Origin of the sequence: Apibacter raozihei (assembly GCF_004014855.1) — a bacterium.
GTDB lineage: Bacteria > Bacteroidota > Bacteroidia > Flavobacteriales > Weeksellaceae > Apibacter > Apibacter raozihei.
This window is the reverse complement of record NZ_CP034930.1, coordinates 3,141,550-3,162,235: the sequence shown is the minus strand read 5'-3', so window position 1 is coordinate 3,162,235 and position 20,686 is coordinate 3,141,550. Positions and strand designations below refer to the sequence as shown.

General features: G+C 31.2%; 17 protein-coding genes. 11 read left to right on the top strand and 6 right to left on the bottom strand.

Annotated features, from left to right (window positions below; translation table 11 throughout):
* Nucleotides 1-187: 187 nt before the first annotated feature.
* On the top strand, nucleotides 188-1,186 hold the full coding sequence (locus EOV51_RS14035) for a 2-hydroxyacid dehydrogenase (RefSeq protein ID WP_128153157.1): 999 nt from the start codon (nucleotides 188-190) through the stop codon (nucleotides 1,184-1,186).
* Between the two features lie 175 nt (nucleotides 1,187-1,361).
* On the top strand, nucleotides 1,362-2,480 hold the full coding sequence (locus EOV51_RS14030) for a calcium:proton antiporter (protein ID WP_128153156.1): 1,119 nt from the start codon (nucleotides 1,362-1,364) through the stop codon (nucleotides 2,478-2,480).
* 72 nt (nucleotides 2,481-2,552) lie between these two features.
* On the opposite strand, the gene purH is transcribed toward EOV51_RS14030, so the two are convergent.
* From purH to namA, 5 genes are all read right to left on the bottom strand, one after another.
* A complete protein-coding gene (purH, locus tag EOV51_RS14025; RefSeq protein ID WP_128153155.1) occupies nucleotides 2,553-4,061 on the bottom strand; it encodes a bifunctional phosphoribosylaminoimidazolecarboxamide formyltransferase/IMP cyclohydrolase in 1,509 nt (502 codons plus the stop codon).
* A 36-nt stretch (nucleotides 4,062-4,097) separates the two neighbouring features.
* Nucleotides 4,098-5,138: a hypothetical protein gene (locus tag EOV51_RS14020; protein ID WP_128153154.1), complete on the bottom strand. Its 1,041-nt coding sequence runs from the start codon at nucleotides 5,136-5,138 to the stop codon at nucleotides 4,098-4,100.
* A 196-nt stretch (nucleotides 5,139-5,334) separates the two neighbouring features.
* On the bottom strand, nucleotides 5,335-5,745 hold the full coding sequence (locus EOV51_RS14015; RefSeq protein WP_128153153.1) for a DUF1573 domain-containing protein: 411 nt from the start codon (nucleotides 5,743-5,745) through the stop codon (nucleotides 5,335-5,337).
* Between the two features lie 24 nt (nucleotides 5,746-5,769).
* Entirely contained in the window at nucleotides 5,770-6,129 is a 360-nt protein-coding gene (locus EOV51_RS14010; RefSeq protein ID WP_128153152.1) for a DUF1573 domain-containing protein, read from the bottom strand.
* A gap of 263 nt (nucleotides 6,130-6,392) precedes the next feature.
* A complete protein-coding gene (gene namA / locus EOV51_RS14005) occupies nucleotides 6,393-7,451 on the bottom strand; it encodes an NADPH dehydrogenase NamA (protein WP_128153151.1) in 1,059 nt (352 codons plus the stop codon).
* Nucleotides 7,452-7,691: 240 nt separating this feature from the next.
* Here namA and EOV51_RS14000 point away from each other — a divergent pair, with 240 nt between their 5' ends.
* From EOV51_RS14000 to EOV51_RS13965, 8 genes are all read left to right on the top strand, one after another.
* Complete coding sequence (locus EOV51_RS14000) at nucleotides 7,692-8,975, top strand: TolC family protein (protein ID WP_228427642.1); 1,284 nt, start codon at nucleotides 7,692-7,694, stop codon at nucleotides 8,973-8,975.
* A 12-nt stretch (nucleotides 8,976-8,987) separates the two neighbouring features.
* A complete protein-coding gene (locus EOV51_RS13995) occupies nucleotides 8,988-9,983 on the top strand; it encodes an HlyD family secretion protein (protein ID WP_128153149.1) in 996 nt (331 codons plus the stop codon).
* Between the two features lies 1 nt (nucleotide 9,984).
* Nucleotides 9,985-11,154 (top strand): ABC transporter permease, encoded by a 1,170-nt coding sequence (locus tag EOV51_RS13990; protein ID WP_128153148.1) that lies wholly within the window; start codon nucleotides 9,985-9,987, stop codon nucleotides 11,152-11,154.
* The gene (locus EOV51_RS13985) at nucleotides 11,144-12,343 is read left to right on the top strand and encodes an ABC transporter permease (RefSeq protein ID WP_128153147.1); all 1,200 of its coding nucleotides are present in this window, start codon (nucleotides 11,144-11,146) and stop codon (nucleotides 12,341-12,343) included. Before EOV51_RS13990 ends, EOV51_RS13985 begins: the two co-directional genes overlap by 11 nt.
* 204 nt (nucleotides 12,344-12,547) lie before the next feature.
* Nucleotides 12,548-14,140 (top strand): phosphoenolpyruvate carboxykinase (ATP), encoded by a 1,593-nt coding sequence (gene pckA / locus EOV51_RS13980; protein ID WP_128153146.1) that lies wholly within the window; start codon nucleotides 12,548-12,550, stop codon nucleotides 14,138-14,140.
* 616 nt (nucleotides 14,141-14,756) lie between these two features.
* Nucleotides 14,757-15,275, top strand: coding sequence for a DNA-3-methyladenine glycosylase (locus EOV51_RS13975; protein WP_128153145.1), 519 nt, complete (start codon nucleotides 14,757-14,759; stop codon nucleotides 15,273-15,275).
* 58 nt (nucleotides 15,276-15,333) lie between these two features.
* Nucleotides 15,334-16,836, top strand: coding sequence for an NAD(P)H-hydrate dehydratase (locus tag EOV51_RS13970; RefSeq protein ID WP_128153144.1), 1,503 nt, complete (start codon nucleotides 15,334-15,336; stop codon nucleotides 16,834-16,836).
* 122 nt (nucleotides 16,837-16,958) lie between these two features.
* Nucleotides 16,959-18,131 (top strand): MFS transporter, encoded by a 1,173-nt coding sequence (locus EOV51_RS13965; RefSeq protein WP_228427641.1) that lies wholly within the window; start codon nucleotides 16,959-16,961, stop codon nucleotides 18,129-18,131.
* A gap of 62 nt (nucleotides 18,132-18,193) precedes the next feature.
* Here EOV51_RS13965 and EOV51_RS13960 read toward each other — a convergent pair whose 3' ends face one another.
* Complete coding sequence (locus tag EOV51_RS13960; RefSeq protein ID WP_128153143.1) at nucleotides 18,194-19,504, bottom strand: MFS family transporter; 1,311 nt, start codon at nucleotides 19,502-19,504, stop codon at nucleotides 18,194-18,196.
* Between the two features lie 500 nt (nucleotides 19,505-20,004).
* Between EOV51_RS13960 and EOV51_RS13955 the strand changes: the two genes are divergently transcribed.
* Nucleotides 20,005-20,622, top strand: coding sequence for a hypothetical protein (locus EOV51_RS13955; protein WP_128153142.1), 618 nt, complete (start codon nucleotides 20,005-20,007; stop codon nucleotides 20,620-20,622).
* Nucleotides 20,623-20,686 lie beyond the last annotated feature (64 nt).

Sequence of the window (20,686 nt, the reverse complement as noted above, 5' to 3'; positions counted from 1 at the left end):
ATAAGTAATAATAAAATTGGTAGAATGTTTAATGATAAAAAATTACAACCATAAGTTTTAAACAAAATTATATGTATAGTTGACTGAAGATAATTACAAATAATATATATATGATTATGTTTACCTTATATACTTTTTGTAATTTTACTTGAAATACTATTTGACACTTAAAATAAAAAATAAAATAATGAAAGTCTCTTTTTTTTCAACCCAACCTTACGATATAAAATTTTTTAATGCATGTAATGAAAACTTTAATTTTGAATTGGAATATTTTGAAGCTAATCTTGACGAACATACAGTTAATATTTTAGAAGATGCAGAAGCTATTTGTGTTTTTGTTAATGATAAAATTAATAAAGAGGTAATAAAAAAATTAGTTAAGAAAGGAGTTAAATATATAGCCCTTAGAAACGCAGGATTTAATAATGTAGATTTGGAAGCCGCTAAAGAGTACGGATTAAGAGTGTGCAGAGTACCAGCATATTCACCGGAAGCGGTAGCAGAACATACCTTGGCTATGTTGTTGACTTTAAATAGAAAGACACATAAAGCTTATAATAGGGTGAGAGAACAAAATTTTTCATTAAACGGATTACTAGGTACCAATATTTTTAAGAAAACGGTTGGAGTTATTGGAACCGGAAATATAGGAAGAGTATTTTGCAGAACGATAAAGGCATTAGGCACAAAAGTATTAGCGTATGATCTATATCCGAATGAAGAATTAAAAAAAGAAGGTTTTGAATACGTAGCACTGGATGAATTATTAAAACAATCCGATATTATATCTTTACACTGTCCGTTAACTCCCGAAACTCATCATATAATCAATAAAGATACTATTGAACTTATGAAGAAAGGTGTGTATTTAATTAATACAAGTAGAGGAGGGTTAATTGATACCCGCGCTATTATCGAAGGTCTTAAAACAAAAAAAATAGGAGCATTAGGTATCGATGTATATGAGCAGGAAGAAAAACTGTTTTTTAGGGATTTATCGGAAACTATCATCGAAGACGATACCATTCAATTGTTACTTTCATTCCCTAATGTTTTAGTAACGGCGCATCAGGCATTTTTTACCGAAGAAGCCTTAAGCCAGATTGCTTTAGTAACTTTAGATAATCTTAAACAATTAGAAGAAACGAAAACTATTGAAAACAAAGCTGCACAATTAGTTTAATCATTTTAAGCAACTAATTATTACTTAACACTAAATATTGACAAATACTGATAGGAATTAGTAAATCATATAAATTAAATTAAAATTATTTATTAAGAAATAAGTATTTACTTAATCATTAGAAAATTTGTTATCTTAAATCTAAACTATTTAACACTTTATTAGAGGAATTATTATGGAATATAATAAATTTTTATCAGAAAAACTAAATATAAAATTACCGTTGTGGACCTTGTTTTTTCCGGTTATAGCTGTATTTACTTTATTTTTAAAAGGCACGTTTACTGAAAATACTTTTTATCTTATTTTTTTAGGAGTTATATTAATTACAGCAGTTTTATCTGCCGTTCATCATGCAGAGGTAATAGCTCATAAGGTAGGAGAGCCTTTCGGAACAATCATTTTAGCAGTAGCCATTGCAGTCATAGAAGTGTCACTTATTGTATCATTAATGATGTCAGAAGGAAACGAACAGCCTTCAGCGCTGGCTAGAGATACCGTTTTTGCAGCTATCATGATTATATTAACAGGTATAATAGGACTATGTCTTTGGTCTGGTGGATATAAGTACAAACAACAAGACTATAGACAACAAGGTGTTAGTGCAGCACTGATTACCTTAATAGCAATATCTATGCTAACACTGGTTTTACCCAATTATACAACAACTGAAGCCGGAAGTGTATATTCTGATAAACAATTAATTTTTGTGGCAATTATTTCTTTGGTTTTATATGGAGGTTTTATATCCATGCAAACTATAAGACACAGGGATTTTTTCTTACCAAAAAAAGAAGATATAAATCACGATGAATCAGAGCATGCAGATCCCCCCTCATTACCCACAACAATTACCAGCCTGATCTTGCTCATATTGGCATTAGTAGCAGTGGTACTATTATCAAAAAAATTGTCTCCGGCCATAGAAAGCATGGTTATAGAAATGGGTGCACCTATGAGTTTAGTAGGTATAATCATAGCTGCAGTTATTCTATTACCCGAAGGCATGGCAGCATGGAGGGCAGCACAGAATAACAGATTGCAGACTAGTTTGAACTTAGCTTTAGGATCTGCTTTAGCAAGTATAGGGCTAACCATTCCCGCAGTAGCAATTGTATCCTATTTCACTGGAATGACGGTTACCTTGGGAATTGATGCAAAATCAACTTTACTGTTAATTTTATCATTGTTTACAGTTTATTCTTCCCTGCACTCAGGAAAAACCAACATACTTCAGGGAATTGTATTACTGGTAATTTTTGCTACGTATTTATTTACGACTATTGTACCTTAAAAAACGAAATATTAATTATAAACAAAAAAGGTATTCAATTGAATACCTTTTTTTATTTTAAATATAAAATTATTAATGTTTAAAATGTCTCACACCAGTAAATATCATAGGAATATTATGCTCATTACAGGCATCTATACTTTCCTGATCTCTCATTGAGCCACCTGGTTGAATTATAGCTTTTATACCATTGGCAGCAGAAACATCCACAACATCTCTGAAAGGGAAAAAAGCGTCAGAAGCCAGAATTAAATCAGATTGTGTTTTACTTTTAGCTCTTTCAATAGCTTGTTTAGCAGCCCAGATTCTGTTAGTTTGTCCTGAACCAATACCTAGGGCTTGTTGTCCTGAAGCTACAACAATTGCATTAGATTTAGCATGTTTAACAATTTTTTGAGCAAAAATCAAATCTTCCATCAATTCCTTTTTCGGAGCCAGTTCGGTGACTTTTTCAAAATTGCTGGAAAAAGCATTGTCGGTATCCTGTACAAGTAAACCTCCATCAACCTTTACAAATTCAACGGAATCTGATACCGGATTGTTAACTTTTATAATTCTAAGATTTTTTTTAGTAGCGAACACTTGTAAAGCTTCGGAATCAAATGAAGGAGCGATAACTATTTCCAAAAAAGTAGGAGCCAGTAACTCAGCAGTCTTTTTATCGACTTCTGTATTGAATGCAACTATACCTCCAAAAATTGATACCGGATCGCAGTCATATGTTTTTTGATAAGCTTCAGAAACAGAATTTCCGAGTGCAACTCCACAAGGCGTTGAATGTTTTACAGCACAGCAGGCAATTTCAGAAAATTCGTTAACAACTTTATAGGCCATATCCATATCTCTGAAGTTATTAAAAGAAAGTTCTTTGCCTTGCAGCTGTTCAAAGTCTTTCATAGCTCCGTTTTTAGTTTTATCAACGTAAAACGCCGCTTTTTGATGAGGATTTTCTCCATATCTTAAATCTTCAACTTTTTCATAAGAAACATTTAAATATTGAGGATAATCATCCTGAAGTATGTAGGAAGAAATAGCAGCATCATAAGCAGATGTGAGGTTGAAAACTTTTCCAGCAAGCTTTTTTCTTGTTTCAAAAGTAGTATCACCTAATTCAGTAATTTCCTGAATAATTAAATCATAATCCTCTACCTGAGAAATTACGGTAACTGACTTAAAATTTTTAGCAGCTGATCGTAGCATAGAAGGTCCTCCGATATCTATGAATTCAATCATTTCCGGTTCAGAAAGACCAGTATTCATCTTTTCAAAAAAAGGATAAAGATTTACAACAACCAGATCTATTGTCTGTATCTGATGTTCAGCAATAGTTTTTAAATGATTTTCATTATCACGTAATGCCAGTATTCCTCCATGTATATTAGGATGCAGTGTTTTTACTCTTCCGTCAAGCATTTCCGGAAAATGAGTAACCTCATCAATTTCAATAACATTTACACCATTGTTCTGAAGATGCTTATAAGTACCTCCGGTAGAAATAATTTCATATCCCTTAGATATAAGGAATTTCGAAAATTCAATCAGATTTGATTTATCTGATACGCTTATTAAAGCTCTTTTCATGAATTTGAATTTTTATTTAGTTTAATTTAGTTCAGATTATTCGATGATTAAATAGTAGGCATTACCTTTTATTTCATCATCAAAAGATAAAGGAAAATCCAGATACTCTTCCCAAAATTGATTTTTAAGTTTGACTCCATTTTCTTTAGAATATGTATCTAAAGTATAGCGAGCATTAATTAGGTTTTCAACTTTACCGCTAATTGGTGTATAAATAGCTTTTCCACCGGGTATTGATATTAATTTGATATCAGTATTAGGAGGAAGAATATCTAATTTGACAGGATAGCCGGAATAAAAAACAGCACTTTTTTCAATTGTATCATATTTAATATAATACGCAATAGGATTTTTAATATCATTAGGAATATAGCGAAGACTATCAGTAAGATATTCTGTTATTTCGCCTAAAGATTTATGCATTGATTTATAAATATCTTCAGCATCCGTAGATGTTTCATTTTTAATGGCAATCATTTGAATTCCCTGAAGATCTGTATATTCAGTATCACCAGAAGCAAGAATTTTATTTAAATTACCTTTACTTAATTTTTTTTCCAGCCGGGCAAGGCTTTCTTCTAAATTATCCTGTAATCTTTCTGCATACAGATAAGCAAAAATTCGGTTAAAATATGAAAAGTCTTCTGTTTTTAGATTAACGGTTACTTGAGTGGAGCCATCTACAGGTTTAAAGTATATATCTTCTATACAGATAACAGCTGTTTCAACAAAAATGATTTGAGATTGAATATATTTATTGATTTTACTTTTAAGAATTTTATATTCTCCTTTACCTATATTAGTGTCTTTTTTATTGGACCAGGTTAAGCTGCTTCCTTCACCTTTATATGGCGCAAAATAATTAATTCGAGTATTAATGGAATCTTCACTGACCATAGTACCCCATACTCCGTAATTTTCTAAATCGTTAAATTCGAGAAAAACTTCACTAATCGGATTGTTATACTCTCTGGAAACCTGAAAGTTAATGTTTTTAGGTAGAAAAGAAGGGATAATACATCCCGCTATTGCAAATAGCAATATAATTAACAATAAAATATTAACAATCTTTTTCATGTAAAATTAAATAAAGTATAAATAGCTGTATAAAAAATACAATTTTAATAACCCGAATCACATAGTTTACAAAACTACAAAAAACATTGATTATAATAGATAAAACAAACTATTATAATAAGAATTTAATTATAATTTTAGCCGATAAACAAAAAAACCTATCATTTCGATAGGTTTTTTGTTATAAATATTAAGTTTATTTTTTTGAAACTGCTTCAACCGCTACAGGGGCATCCTCAACTTTACCCTGAATCCTTACAGCTAAAGTCGGGTTATTAACATCGTTAGAGTTAATAGTAATTACTTTATTGAAGTTTCCTCCGCTAGCAGTATTATAAGTTACAGTAATTTCACCCTTTTTACCAGGTGCAATTGGTTCGGAAGGCCATAAAGGCACAGTGCACCCGCAAGAAGTATTAATCTTAGATATAATAAGTGGTTTTTTTCCTACGTTTTGAATCTTGATTATTCTTTTACCATCAGAACCTCTTGCTATGTTGCCGTACTCAACAATATTATTTTCATAATTTGTTATTTTTAGTTCTTGTGCATTACTTAGTAAGAAAGCACCTAAAACGAATGCTGAACTTAAAATAATTTTTTTCATATCTAAGAATTATTTTTTAATTTATTATTTAACTTCTCCTTTAATTTTTAATAGTTTCCTTGAATACTTAGTATCATTAGTGTAAACCTCAATAGATTTAGAAAATTTACCATTAATTTTTGTATCGTATTTAACAGTTATTTCTCCTGATTTACCAGGTAATATTGGTGTTTTTGTCCATGACGGTACGCTACAATCACAAGAAGATTTTACATTTGATACTATTAAGGGTTTATCTCCTGTATTTGTAAATTTGAATACTTTGGTTCCGTTTGCACCTTTTTTTACAGAACCGTAATCTATTTGCTCCTGTTCGAAAGAGATAGATTGAGCAGATAAAAATCCAATTCCTAATAAAAATGAAACAGCAATAAATTTCTTCATTTGTATCTATAATATAATGTTAATAATTGAAATTTGGAATTAATAAACAATGTAAAGTCAAAAACAATACCAAAAAACACTCAAAAAATGTTAAAGTATTTCATGTATTTTAACATTTAACACGGTAAATTTAGATAAAAAAAATAAATTATACTTTTAAAAATTTATCTTTTTTTGATTTCTAAAATTATTTTTTAATAAGTATAAATGTTACAATTACCTGTAAAAGAACAAATATTGTGTTTTACAGGTAAAAAGCTTTTCTAAATTCTTTCATATTGAGAGGGGTAATTTTTACTACCCTCTAAAATAATTGATGATTGTAAAGCAAAATAAGGATTACGAAGTAATTCTCTTCCTATAAAAATGAGATCAGCTTCTTCGTTTTCAAGAATTTCTTCAGCTTGAACTGCATGAGTAATCAATCCTACAGATCCTGTTAATATACCTGTTTCATTTTTTATTTTCTGAGCAAATGGAACCTGATAATTTGGTTTTACAGGTATTTTAACATGAGGCAGAAGTCCACCGGAAGAAACATCTATTACTTCAACACCACTATTTTTTAATATTTCTGCTAATTCTATAGATTCATCAATAGACCACCCACCTTCTGCCCAGTCTGTAGCAGAAATACGTACCCAAAGCGAGTTATGATTATGAAGAACTTCTTTACAAGCCTCAACTATCTCAAGTAAAAACCGAATTCTGTTTTTAAATTCGCCACCATATATATCTTTTCTTTGATTGCTTAAAGGAGATAAGAATTCATGAATTAAATATCCATGAGCAGCATGAATTTCTATAATATCATAGCCGGCTTTGGCTGCACGGCTGGCAGCCTCTTTAAAATCAGTAATTATAATATTAATTTCATCTATTGAAAGTTCTTTAGGAACTAATGAATCTGAATCAAACGCTATGGCAGAAGGAGCTACAACAGGCCACTGGCTATAACCTTCTTCAAGTTTTTCGTCTGGCATCCAGGGAATAGTAGTACTGGCTTTTCTTCCTGCATGTGCAAGCTGAATGCCAGCCAGTGAATTTTGATTATGTATGAAATTAACAATTTTGTTAAGTTCAAGCATATGTTCATCTTTCCATATACCTAAATCTTTATATGTAATTCTTCCTTGAGGAGAAACTGCCGTTGCTTCCTGAATCACTGCTGCCACCCCGCCTACAGCTCTGGATCCGTAATGAACAAAATGCCATTCATTGGCAAAACCATCATGCGAAGAATACTGACACATCGGAGACATGACTATTCTGTTCTTAAGAATATTGTTTTTTAAATTTAAAGATGAAAATAATTTAGACATAACATTTAAGGTTTAGTGTTTTTATTTATACAAAGTTAGTAACTTTAATTGAGTAAATATGATTTGAAAAATCATATTATTTTTGGTTATAGCAATATAAAATAGTTTTACTTTTGTAAAGTACAAAATATAAATAATTAATAGTTAGCACGAATGATATTAAGCTGGTTTAGATATCTGCCTTTTGTTATAATTTTATTTTTTGCAAATAAAATATATGCACAGTCTTTGACCTTTTCGATGGCGAAGGATATAATGTATAAGGATAACAGCTTGATTAAAGTAGCAGAAAAAAAAGAGGAAGTACACAAATACGAATTGAAAACTTCTCAAGGATTACGTTATCCAAAAATAGGAGCTTTCGGAATGGGTATATATCTAAATAAAGAGTTGGGAGCCGATTTAAATGGCATAAGGAATGGTATTGGAGGTTTATTGCACTTACCGGATCCAAGTCTTTTGGGAAATTGGGATGTAACATTACTAAAAAGAGGTATAGCTTTTGGAGGAGTGGATTTTTTGTGGCCATTATTTAGTGGAGGAAAGATTAACGCTGCTGTGGAAGCTTCCCGAATAAAATCTGAAATTGGTGAAATGGAAACCATAAGTACTAAAAATAAGTTAATTTCAGAGTTGGCTCAGCGTTATTTTCAGGTAAAATTAGCAGATGAAGCTGTTATAGTTCGAAAAAAAGTTTTAGAAGGAATGAATCGCCATTTATATAATGCAACTAAACTAGAAGAGCAAGGAATTATTGCTCCTGTTGAAAAATTACAGGCAGATGTTGCAGTATCAGAAGCAAACAGGCAGTATTTAGCTGCAAAAAAAGATGCTGCTTTAGCCAGGGTAGCGTTATCTAACACATTGGAAACTGAAATTCAATCTGCAGATCTATCCACTGATTTTTTTGTATCACCTTTCATTAAACCACTGGAATACTATCAAAGCGCAGCCATATTAAATTATCCGGAATTGCAGAAGTTGCAATTACAAATTGATTTGGCAGAGCAGGGAATTAAAGCTAAGAAATCTTCTTATTATCCTACAGTTGCGACCTTTGGTCAGGCAATATTAGTACATAACAACCCTGTAGGACTAGTTGAAAAAGATCAAAAACCATGGTTATTAGGTGTAGGGATCAGTTATACTTTATTTGAAGGTTTACAGCATAAAAATGAGATTAAATCAGCAAAAGCAACTAAAGAAAGCGTTGAACTATATCAGCAGAGAGCAAATATTGACATTAAAACAATAATAGAAAAGATATATTATGATTTAGAGAAGCAGGACGAACAAATTAAAAATTTAGAAGTACAGATTAAACTTGCAGAAGAATTAGTCAGAGTACGGAATTTTGCTTTTTCTGAGGGGGTGGCATCTTCAATAGACGTGGTAGATGCAGAGTCCAATTTATCTGGTGTACGACTGCAAAAATTACAAGCAGAGTACAATTATGTCACTGACCTGGCATCTTTGTTGGAATACAGTGGATTAAGCGAAGAATTTTTAACATATACTAAATAATAGTTTCAATATATGAAAAGTAAACTTATAAGTGCTGTAATCAGCCTGATTGTAATTATAGCAATTATAGGAGTAGCTGTTTGGTTTATGCTTAGCTCTCCGGAAGTTAGCTACTTACAAGGACAGGTCGATGCAACACAAATCAATGTTTCACCCAAAATACCGGGGAGACTAGAGCAAATTTTGGTAAAAGAAGGAGATTCTGTAAAGGTCGGACAAATTTTGGCTGTATTGGGAACTCCTGAATTGGATGCTAAGTTGCTTCAGGCTGAATCCGTAAAGGCTGCTGCTGAAGCTCAAAATGAAAAAGCAAGGAGGGGGACAAGGGCAGAACAGATACAAGCAGCATATAATGTCTGGCAGCAAGCTAAAGCAGCATCGGAATTAGCTGACAAGACCTATACTCGAATGCAAAATTTATATAATGACAAAGTAATACCTGCACAAAAGCGAGATGAAGCCTTTACCCAGAGTAAAGCATATAGAGAACAGGAAAAAGCTGCATATTCAAACTATCAGATGGCAGTAAATGGAGCAAGAATTGAAGATAAGGAGGCTGCATCGGCTCAGGTGAGCCAGGCGCAGGGTGCTGTAAATGAGGTGTTGGCATATAAGAAAGAAGCTAATATTGTATCGCCGGTAAATGCTGAAGTTTTAAAAATTGTTCCTAATAAAGGAGAAGTGGTAAACGCAGGCTATCCCGTTATTAATCTGGTAGACTTGAATGATATATGGGTAGTTTTTAATATAAGAGAAGATTTTATGGGCTTCTTTAAAAAAGGAAATTCTTTTGAAGCAATAATTCCTGCATTGAATAATAAAAAAATTAGATTACAAGTGCGTTACATAGCTGCTCAGGGAGATTTTGCAACCTGGAGCGCTACCAAAACCCAGGGAAGCTTTGATATGAAAACTTTTGAAATAAAAGCATATCCTTCACAAAAAATAGAAGGACTAAGACCAGGGATGAGTGTACTGATAGATCAAAGTTTACTGAAGAAAAAATAAAATGTTTAAAGGTTTTTTTTCCATTTTTGGATCAGAAGTTGTTAGAATTATTACAAGTCCAAGATTGCTTTTTTTAATAATAGGAATTCCTTTAGGATTGTTTATATACTACACTAGCCTTCTGAATTCAGGTGTACCGGAAAAATTACCAGTTGTTTTATATGATCAGGATAGAACCCAAACATCGAGACAGCTTGGAAGAATGTTAAATTCTTCCTCCTCTTTAAATATAGTTTCAGAAGTTTTTAGTTATAAAGACGGGGAAAAGAAAGTACGTACAGATGAAGCATTAGCCTTTATAATAATTCCTGACGATTTTGAAAAAAATATCTTTAAAGGTAATTCTGTCTCTGTAGTATGTTATTATAATTCCCAATATATTTTAGCCGGTGGAATCATTAATAAAGCTTTTCAGACAGTGGTGGGAACTTTTTCAGCCGGAGCTCATATAAAAGCCCTGATGCAAAAAGGAAACTCATCATATCAGGCATTAGCGGCTACCTCTCCTGTAAATACCGATAAACATATATTGTTCAATCCATATACCAATTACTCCTATTATCTTAATTTGTCATTAATGCCAATGTCAATACAGATAGTAATAATTGTAATTTCAATTTTTAGTCTGGGGTCCGTACTAAAATATGACCAAGGTAAAGAACTATTGGAGGTTGGTAATCAAAAAATAGGAGTAATATGTATGGCTAAATTGCTTCCTTACACAATTATTTTTTCAATCATTGGTTTTTTTATGAATTCTCTTCTTTATTATAAAATAAAAATACCAATGCATGGAAATATCTGGATGATTAATTTGTACTTTATTTTTTTTATAATAATATGTCAATGTGTTGCTCTTTTTTTTGTTTCTCTTTCTACAAGTCTAAGAGCTGCACTAACAATAGGAGGAGGTTTTGCGGCAATATCTTTTTCTTTTGCAGGTTATACATTTCCGGAAGAAGGTATGCCAACAGTTATTAAATTTATAAATTATTGCTTCCCTTTTACCTCTTATTTACGGTTAACTATAAATTATGCTGTCAGAGGAATGAATATAAATATATATGACTGGAAATATATCTTGGCTTTAATTATTTTTTTAATCCTTGGGTTTGTTTCTATGTTTATTTACGGTAATAAACTTAAAAAAGGAGGATACGATGTTAAATAACATTAAAGAATATTTTTATGCAATAGTCGATAGTTTAAGAACGGAAATACGTCTGATTTTTTCAGATGCTGCGGTATATTCTTCCTATATAGGAGCCACCTTATTAATTGGAATATTATATTCTTACGTTTACTCTAAAGAGGTTATTTCCGAATTGCCAATAGTAGTAGTGGATTTAGATCAGACTCAGATGAGTAACAAATTAGTACGAATGATTAATGCTACTAAGCAGGTAAATGTGAAGTATTCTGTTTCAGATATGTCTCAGGCACATGAACTTTTTGATTCGGGGCTGGTAAAAGGTGTTGTTGTAGTAAATCATAATTTTTCTAAAAAAATTCAAAAAGGTGAAGTACCTGCTTTATCCGTATACTGCGATGCCTCATACATGCTATACTATAAACAGATGCTTACCGCTGTAACTTCCTCTGCCGGAACATTTAGTGCAGGAATTGAAATAAACAAGTTGATTGGTAGCGGTTTAACTTCAAGACAGGCGTTGGACTCACGCCGGCCGGTGAATCCTATTTCTAAACCTTTATATAATATTGATGCCGGATATGCTACCTTTTTAATGCCTGTCGTTTTTCTAATAGCCATACAGACCTTACAAATATCCGGAATGGGTATTATTGGAGGAACACAAAGAGAAAAGAAACAATACCCCGAAAATTATGAATTTATGAAAAGACCTTTTGGTGTAATTTTTATTTTAATAGGTAGATCTGGGGCTTATGTATTGTTATCAACACTCATAATGATTTTACAGATGGGGTTTGTTATGCATATTTTTGATTTTCCTCTTCGCGGAAATCCTTGGGAAGCAATATTGTTTTTAATACCATTTATTTTATCAGTAACTTTTTTAGGGATATTTTTAACAAATTTCTTCAAAAACAGAGAAGATGCTGTAATGACGGTGACTATATTTTCAATTCCAGCCTTATTTCTTTGTGGGGTATCTTGGCCGACCATAGCATTCCCTGATTGGCTAAAAGTTTTATCAATATTTTCTCCATCTACATTAGGAGTGAAAGGATATGTTGAAATTACACAGTTTGGCGCATCTTTTCAAGAAATCAAAAATACATGGTTTCAGCTTTGGGGAATAACTTTCTTTTACTTTATTTTAGCTGTACTAACTCTTAAAAGATTATATTTTCTTAATTTAAATAAGTCAGTTGATTAATATTAATTAAAAAAATATTTTTTTCTTCTTTTTTATATTAAATCATGTTTTATATTTTATATATTTAATTTGTTTTTTTTATATGTTTAAAATCATATGTGTTCAGCGTGTGAATTATATCATATTGTAAAAAATAAAAATTAAGATATTTAGTAGTAGCTTTGGTAGAGGAAAAACAAGAAAAAAATAAATTTATTTTAAATCATGGAAAACTTAATAAAATCATTAGAGAAACATGGAATTAAAGGTGTAAAAGAAATTGTACACAATCCAACTTATGAACAGTTATTTCAGGCAGAAATGGATCCGGCAAACGAAGGATATGAAAAAGGGGAATTAACTACTTCTGGAGCTGTGTCTGTTAAAACAGGGGTATTTACAGGTCGTTCACCTAAAGATAGATATATTGTAAAAGATTCAGTAACCGAAGATACTATCTGGTGGGATGGTAATATCAACAGACCGACATCTTCTGAAATTTTTTCTGATTTAAAAGGACTGGTAGCTAATCAGCTTTCAAATAAAAAATTATATGTAGTTGATACATTTTGTGGAACGAATAAAGATACAAGAATGAAAGTTCGTTTTGTCATGGAAGTAGCATGGCAGGCACATTTTGTAACAAATATGTTTATCCGACCTTCTCAATATGAATTGGAAAATTACGGGGAACCTGACTTTTTTATCATGAATGGATCAAAAGTAGTTAATCCAAAATGGAAAGATCAAGGATTAAATTCTGAAAATTTTGTTATGTTTAACTTAACTGAAAAAGTTCAGATTATTGGAGGAACTTGGTATGGAGGAGAAATGAAAAAGGGAATGTTTTCAATGATGAACTATTATCTTCCATTAAAAGGAATGGCATCTATGCATTGTTCTGCAAATGTGGGTGAAGCAGGTGATGTTGCAGTATACTTCGGGCTATCCGGTACAGGGAAAACTACATTGTCAGCAGATCCTAAACGATATTTGATAGGTGATGATGAGCATGGCTGGGATAACAACGGAGTTTTCAATTACGAAGGAGGTTGTTATGCTAAAGTAATTGATTTGTCAGAAGAAAAAGAGCCGGATATCTGGAGAGCTATCAGAAGAGATGCGCTACTGGAAAATGTTGTTGTAAAAGATAATGGAGAAGTCGATTATAAAGATAATTCTATTACAGAAAATACAAGAGTATCTTATCCAATCTATCATATTAGCAAAATAGTATTGCCATCTAAAGCAGGACATGCTAAAAAAATTATATATCTGTCTGCAGATGCATTTGGAGTATTACCTCCGGTTTCAATTTTAGACGAAGAACAAGCACAATATCACTTCCTATGCGGTTATACTTCAAAGTTAGCAGGAACTGAACGTGGGATAACTGAACCTCTACCTTCATTTTCTCCAGCTTTCGGAGAAGCGTTTCTTTCACTTCACCCTACCATGTATTCCAAAACTTTAGTAGCTAAAATGAAAGAGCACGGAGCTAAAGCTTACTTGGTAAATACCGGTTGGAATGGTACAGGAAAAAGAATATCTTTGAAGGATACGAGAGCTATAATTGATGCTATAATTGATGGTTCAATTGAAAAATCAGAAAAAGCTACAATTCCGTATTTAAATCTTACTTTCCCTAAGCAATTAGAACACGTTTCTGATATATTAGATCCTAGAACCACTTATTCACAGGTTTCTGAATGGGAAACAAAAGCAAAAGATTTAGCGGCAAAATATATCAAAAATTTTGAACAATATACAGATACTGAAGAAGGTAAAAGACTTGTGGCAGCTGGTCCACAATTATAGATTTGGTATCTAAATAATTACATTCTGAAAAGAGCAACTTTTTATAGTTGCTCTTTTTTTTGTTAAAATATTGAATACGTAAAGTTTAGTGAAGAAGTATGCTCATTTAAACTTCATATTATTTTTACGATTGATTTTACGAAAAAATGAAAATAATATAAAATAAAGATAACTTTGGGTACATGTTTTTTACGATAAAAATTGTTAGATGTTGAAAAAAAAATATTAAAACATAAAAATTATAGATACTAACCCCATATTTTGATAGATTACGTATTTAAAAAAAATTAACCTACATTATGTTTTTGATTATTGTTTCATGAATAAGGTTTCGAGTGAAATATATGGTAAAATATATAAGTTATTAATTATTAAATAGTAAGGCCTTTAATTTACTCGTAAACTTATGAGGAAAAGATATAAAATAAATAATTAGAATAATAGACAGTAAATCCTAGTCAAAATATTAAAATAAACCCAGAAAATTTATTTTTATTGAAATAAGTATAGCTTTTTTAATGAAAAACTAATATTTGATATTTTTCAGTTTGGTTTAATCAATAAAATAATTATTATTTTGGATTATAATTCGAAAAAAGTATCTATTTTTACCAAAATGAATACAAGAGTAAGTTCTGATTTCTTTTGTCAAAATTCAATAACTGTAGCTGAGCAATTAATAGGAATGAAGCTTGTAAGAGTGTATGAATCTGGTGAAATTAAAAAGTTTATAATAACAGAAACAGAAGCATACATAGGAGAAGATGATTTAGCATGCCATGCAAGCAAAGGAAGGATACCACGAACAGAAGTCATGTTTCATGAAGGAGGTAAAATATATGTATACCTTATATATGGAATTTATTGGATGTTAAATATAGTGACAGGATTAGAAAAACATCCGCAAGCAGTTTTAATCAGAAGTGTTAATGAATGTAAAGGCCCGGGTAGGTTGGGTAAACTACTTAGACTTGATAAGAGTTTTTATGGAGAAGATCTGTCAAATTCCCGGAGAATATGGCTTGAAGAAGGAATAACCGGCTTAGACTTTATTATGACACCCCGTATCGGAATTGACTATGCTGGAGAGATATGGAAAAATAAACCTTGGAGATTTGTAACAATAGATAAATAATTTAAAAAACAACTAAAAATTAAATCGAAAATTAAAAACTAACAAATTAAATTTTTCAATGAAAGTATTTAAGACTTCACAAATTAAACAATGTGATGAGTATACCATTCTGCATGAACCAATTTACTCCATAGATTTAATGGAAAGAGCCGTATCTGTTTGCTTTGAATGGCTAAAAGCTAGATATTCCGAAGATTATACATATTATATTTTTTGTGGTAAAGGCAATAACGGAGGGGATGGCTTGGCACTCGCCCGAATGTTATTAAATGAAAATTATAAAGTGCAGACTTTTGTAATTAACTCTTCATCAGATTTTTCAGAAGATGCATCCGTAAATTTTGAAAAATATCCTGATTCTGTAGATTTTATCGAAGGAGAAGATTTTACTATTCTGGAAGATAAAGCAATAATTATTGATGCTCTTTTTGGAATAGGGTTAAATAAACCATTAGAAGGCATGTCTGAAATAATTGTAAAGCAATTAAATTCAATACAGGCAAAAAAAATAGCGATTGATATTCCTAGTGGATTATTTGCCGATGAATTTCCAAAAGAACAACAAACCATTTTTAAAGCAGATCATACTTTGACTTTTGGTTTTTATAAACGAACTTTTCTACATGTTGAAGGATCGGAGTTTGCAGGAAAGGTGCACGTTCTAGATATAGGTCTGAGCAATGAATTTATAGAAAAAGAAAACACTTCTAATTACATTATATCTGAAGACAAAGTTTTTGATAATTTTAAAAACAGAAATCCTTTAAGTAATAAAGGGAATTATGGAAAAACGGTATTAATAGGAGGAAGTTATGGGAAAATGGGGTCTATTAATCTATCTACCCAGGCAGCACTTAGAACAGGAACCGGACTGGTATTTACTTTGGCACCCTCATGCGGTTGTGATATTATGCAGATTTCAGAACCTGAAGCAATGTTTATTTCAGGAGGAGATAAATTTATTTCAAAAATTAATCTGCCATCAGACGAAGTAACTTTAGGAATTGGACCTGGAATGGATAAACAAAAAGAAACCAAGGAGGCCTTTGGAAATTTGTTGAATAATTTTAAAAAACCAATGGTTTTAGATGCTGATGCTTTAAATATTATTTCCGAAGACAAAAAATTAATGGAGCTTCTTTGTGAAAATACTATTATTACTCCGCATCCAAAGGAATTTGAACGTTTATTTGGAAAAACGAGTTCAAGTCTTGAGCAATGTGAACTAGCAAGAAAAAAAGCTAAAGAGTTTAAAATTATTATCGTGTTAAAAGGTCATAATACATCTATTTTAACTCCTGACGGAAACTGTTATTATAACATAACAGGTAATGCCGGAATGGCTAAAGGAGGGAGTGGAGATGTACTAACAGGTATTATTACCGGTTTGTTAGCACAAGGATATTCACCTGTTCAGGCAGCTATTATTGGAGTTTATATACACGGTAAAGCAGGCGATTACGCCGCAGAAAAGTTTTCTCAGGAAGCTATGACTGCGCAGAATATCACTCACTGTTTAGCAGATGTATTTAAATATATACACGAATACACTAATAAATAGTATGTACTAAATATAAAAAATAGAATCCGGATATACTTCGGGTTCTATTTTTTTTTATCCTGAAATAAAACTTCCAATAACAAAAATATGTAATACATTTGATGGTTTAAATCTATTAAACCGTGATCAGTAAAAAAACTAATTTACCAATTCTTACAGGTATCAGTAGCTCTCATATGCTTAATGATATGATGCAGTCATTAATAGTAGCTATTTATCCTATTTTACAAAGTGATTTTTCGCTTAATTTTACTCAAATAGGATTAATAACCTTTACATATCAATGTACAGCATCTTTTCTGCAGCCAATAATCGGAATTTATACGGATAAATATCCAAAACCGTATTCATTGCCTATAGGTATGGCATTTACTTTTGTGGGACTCATATTATTAGCATTTTCATCTAATTTTTTAACTGTTGTTCTTGCAGCTTCGTTAGTAGGAATAGGCTCTGCTGTTTTTCATCCGGAGTCTTCAAGAGTAGCTAGAATGGCTTCAGGAGGAAGTTATGGATTTGCACAGTCATTTTTTCAGGTTGGAGGTAATTTTGGTAGCTCATTAGGACCTTTATTAGCGGCTTTGCTGATAACTCCTTATGGAAAAACAAATGTTGCTTATTTTGCTTTGTTTGCTTTAGTAGGTGTTTTCATATTGTTAAAAGTTAGCAGGTGGTATGCAGAACAGCAATCGGCTAAAAAAGAAAAAGTGAGAATAGAAACTCATAATTTACCAAAAAAAACAGTTATAGTTTCTTTAGTTATACTCTTAATACTGGTATTTTCAAAAGCATTTTATTTATCCAGTTTAACCAGCTATTATACTTTTTATCTGATGCATAAATTTGCTGTTACCGAACAAAATGCACAAATTTATTTATTTATATTTTTATTTTCTGTAGCTGCCGGAACGTTTATAGGAGGTCCTATCGGAGATAAAATAGGCAGGAAATATGTAATCTGGGTATCAATCTTAGGTGTAGCTCCATTTACGTTAGCGTTGCCATATGCCTCTATGCATTGGACTATTATTTTAACAGTAATTATAGGATTGGTTTTATCGTCAGCATTTTCAGCTATATTAGTGTTCGCTCAGGAAATGTTGCCGGGAAGAGTAGGTATGATTTCAGGATTATTTTTTGGTTTTTCTTTCGGCATGGGAGGGTTAGGAGCAGCAATTTTGGGTAGAGTTGCAGATTTAACCAGTATAGAATATGTTTATTCTCTTTGTTCATATCTGCCATTAATAGGTTTACTTACTGTATTTTTACCAGGTAAATCTGCTATGAAAAAATAAAGAATAACAGTGAATATCTGTTATTCTTATATGTAAAAAATGGTAGACTTAAATTTAATTAATTATTTATCATTTAAATAATTAGCTTTTTTAGGAAGCCGTGTGCTCACTAGGAAGGTGATACAAAGCATGATGGTAACATAAATATAAAATCCGTTTTCATGCCCATAATTTTTAAAGCTTAGAGCAACAAATTCAGCTGATCCTCCAAACATAGCATTAGCAATAGCATATGATAGTCCTACACCTAAAGCACGAATTTCCGGAGGAAACATTTCAGCTTTCACAATTCCAGCAATAGAGGTATAAAAACTGATAATACAAAAAATAAAACTTAATAAAATAAAAGCTAAATAAGGATTAGTTCCAATTCTTGGAAGTGTATAAATAACAGGGTAGGTAAATAGTAATCCCAGACCTCCAAATAGCATCATACAGGTTCTTCTCCCTATTTTGTCAGAAAGCATACCAAAAAAAGGTTGAGCTATCATGAAAACAAACAAAGAAGCTGTCATTATACGAGTCGCGGTAGTAAGTTCAAAATGTGCTGTATTGACAAGGTATTTCTGCATATAGGTGGAAAAAGTATAAAATATAAGAGAACCGCCCGAGGTATAACCTAAAACTGTTAAAAATGCTGGAGTATGTTTTTTAAATAACTCTGATAATGTTCCTGCATTTTTATCTTTAGCACTATCTTTAGGGGCAGTTTCCTTAAGGTGTTTTCTTAAATACAAAGATCCAAGAGCGGTTAAACCACCTATGAAAAAAGGAATTCTCCAGGCCCAGGTAGATAGATCTGTTTTGGATAGAGTCAATTCAAGTATCAATAGTACCAGAGCAGCTAATAGTTGTCCTCCGATTAATGTTACATATTGAAATGAGGAGAAAAAACCTCGCTGGTTCGGTAATGCAACTTCACTCATATAGGTAGCTGTGGCTCCGTATTCGCCACCTACCGAAAGACCTTGAATAAGTCGGGCAACTAACAAAATCGCAGGAGCAAATACTCCAATTGATGAATATGTAGGTACTAGAGCAATAATGAATGACCCACAAGCCATCATGACAATAGAAGTTACCAATGATTTTTTACGCCCATGCCTGTCAGCAATACGCCCAAATATCCACCCTCCGATAGGACGCATTAAAAAACCGGCAGCAAAAACACCTGCTGTTTTCAATAGTTTAGTGGTATCATTTCCATCTGGAAAAAATAAATGAGCAAAATATATAGATGTAAATGCATAAATGTAAAAATCAAACCATTCAACCAAATTCCCGGAAGAAGCACTTACAATGGCGATAATGCTGTTTTTTTTCTGTTCTTTAGTGTATTGATTTTTTTTTGTGTTAGTTTGTTGAGATGTCATATTTAGTTAATTTTTATGAAGCATAAATATCCGAAATTATGGCAGATAAAAAAATAAAAACTAGTGATTAATTAAGATATATTGTTAATAACATGATCATAGTATGCAGTCGTCTATCAAAATCGTTTGAAAACTAGCTTAATGCATATATTTATTTATCGTAATATCGAATTTCTATTTTTCAGTAAGAAACAAAAATAAATATTTTTTTCTTCTAAAACTTTTACCCTCAATATTATTAATTGTTAAAACAGCATATGAATGAAGGCAAAGAAACTTTACTATTTTCAGCATTCAGATACTGTTATTTTATTATTGAGAAAAAAAAATATATGGGATAAAATGGTTTATAAATTGTTGTTTATATGAAAACAATTTATAAATTTGCAAATAATTTAAGAAATATATTAATTGAATAGTTATAATTTTAAATAAAATATTTATCGTGAAATTTTAATTGTTTAAACTTTTTATTGCAAATAAAAAATAATATATATTAAGTGTTTAAGAAAAATACTATAACAAAAAATACTGTCATTAAAAACATTGTAAGTCAGAAAAAACAGTTTGGTTTTTACTGGAGTGTTTTTACTATCATATGTTTTATTATTTTTTTAATTAGTATACTCATTACAGATAAAAGCCCTATAAGTATTTTTACTTATAATAGTCATACTACATGTTCAAATGAATGTCCTGTTAAAAACAAAAATGAGAAATCTGTTTTTGTATCAAATTCTTCTAATGAACAAGTAAACATATACATATTTAATGAGGAAATAAAAAAAAGAAAAGAATTTCGTTTCGATAATTCTAACTATTATTCCAAAGTCAAATTAAAAAGATTTAATAAAATTGACTGGAATACCTGTATTTTTAGGCCCATTCCCAATACAAATAAATTATATGCATATAATCCCAGATTAACAGGAAGTGTGTTTTCTATCAACAATTGTCATCTGCTGGGTGCTATTTCTTTTCAGAATTACAAATTCAGTTTTTTGTATTTACAATTAACAAAGGCTGCTAAGTGTATACATCAAATTGAATCAGAATGTACTTTTTACATTAATCATAAGTTAAGAGGACCTCCCGGTATACTTGTTACAAATCTATAAATTACTTATCTATTTTACAATTCTAATAATTGTAAAAACAAATCTTATAATATACCAATTTTAT